The organism is Streptomyces sp. NPDC056224, assembly GCF_042267665.1.
In the GTDB taxonomy this organism is placed as follows: domain Bacteria; phylum Actinomycetota; class Actinomycetes; order Streptomycetales; family Streptomycetaceae; genus Streptomyces.
On the sequence record NZ_JBHJTK010000107.1, the window covers coordinates 1 to 1783 of the forward strand.

The following is a 1783-nucleotide window of genomic DNA, read 5'->3' on the forward strand; positions in this document are numbered from 1 at the left end:
GCACCTCGGACGTCGACCGGCTCCGTGACACCGCCGAGGGCCACGAGCCCGCCCCGAACAACCAGAGCGAGGTCACCGCGTGAGCACCACGACCCCAAAGCGTTTATATAATTCAGTTTTATGTAATTCCCAAGTTGTAGGGTATGAAAGAAGATTTACAAGCAAACCTAATGCCTGTAATGAAATAGGTTTTTCATTGTTTTTTTGGACTGCCTGTGCGGTTGCAGTCGGAACGATAATATCAGAGTTGTAAGGTAATTGAATCATTTTTGCCATTGTTTATTTCTCCTTTTTGAGAACAAGAAAAAGGCACTATCTCCCTAACAAGCTGGGAAACAATGCCTTTGATTTTTTTCTTGAAACTAACAGGAATATACACTAAAATAAGCGTATAACTTAAAATGTTAGTTACAAGAACTTCGGCAAGTGTTTTCCCTAGTTGGGTAGGGGGAACGGTTATAGTAGGGTTGCAGCCCTCTATAACAGTTGGAGTTCTTTTTCCGTTCATATGTAATTTACTAGAATTATACTTCTATCAAACTAGCAATGCAATGAAATTTGAAGGAAACAATCTTTCTTCAAATCTTTATATCCTAATAGAAAAATGAGAAAGAAAACGTATAGGATAGTTAACAAAAGTAAAGTAATGTGATACCATGATGGTGTATCGTTCACCATGAAAAGTATTTTTTACCGTCATGTGAAATGATACTTTGTGAAGGAGGGTCCGAAACCTTAGACTGTGGGAAGTTAAGTTTTCGGAACCAGTGATCGGAACTGATCAGATGAATGATCAGACCAACAGTGAAATTTTAACGTAAAAATTCTAAACGATTTAGACGTACTCTTTTCGCAGAGAGTGGGAAAAAGAAAAGTCACGGGTGTGGGAACCTGTGACTTTTTCTTGTTTATGAATATCATTTTTTGGTTAAAATCATAATAAGTTTTAGGAAGGTGAGTGGGAAATGGCTTTGAATGACCTATTTAAAGTCCGAGGTGCGGGAACACCAACCATAATCACCTTCCCAGGTCCAGTGGCTAAAGCAACATTCTACGGCTTAATGCTATAGTGTGGGAATCACTTTAGCATTATCACTCGGTAAACCAAATAAGCTAGGCGACCGATTGAGTAAAACCAATCGACAACCTTTCTTAATTTGGTTTCGTGAGTGGTAATAAATTTTAACGATTTTTTAACGATTTTTTTCATGGACATGACCTCTTTCTTTCGCAGATTTGGGAGGCCATTCCTTGGACTACTACTACATTATAGCAGGAATCTTTTTCACGTAGATTGAATCTTTTTCATTAATAGAAAATAATGTTACATTTTTAGATAAATTCCTTAAAAAAGTTATTCGAAAAACTAGCAAAAAAATCAAAAAAGAAAAAAAGCTATCATTTACCTTGGTATTTGATAGTGTTATCTACGATTTCCCATACAATGTATGATACATTGCATTTTAGTATTAAAAATACACCATAAAAAACCACCTTAATTTTTAGGTGGCTTTTTATTTTTCTTTCCGTTCCCGTGTTTCCTTACTAAAAAATATATCTTTATACCGTGATAAGCCAAAGTACCTGCCACATTAAAAAATAAAACTAGAATAAAACCTATTAACATTAAGATAATTCGCAAATAAAATATTTCCATTTATAAAAACCTCCAATAAGTGATGTTAGGTATTTTTAGTGAAAGAATAAAAATCCTTTTTTCTTTTCACTTCCTACATGGATTTTTGAAAAATTTTTCAACTTTATACCTCACTTATTTAAGCTG

1 protein-coding gene is annotated in these 1783 nt (G+C 34.9%); it reads right to left on the reverse strand.

The features are described 5' to 3' along the window. Nucleotides 1-72: 72 nt before the first annotated feature. A complete protein-coding gene (locus ACFCZ1_RS38485; RefSeq protein ID WP_376682909.1) occupies nucleotides 73-276 on the reverse strand; it encodes a hypothetical protein in 204 nt (67 codons plus the stop codon). Between the last annotated feature and the right edge of the window lie 1507 nt (nucleotides 277-1783).

Coding starts and splice junctions, on each gene's coding strand:
- ACFCZ1_RS38485 (WP_376682909.1), bottom strand. CDS start 276: ATGGCAAAAATGATTCAATTACCTTACAACTCTGATATTATCGTTCCG.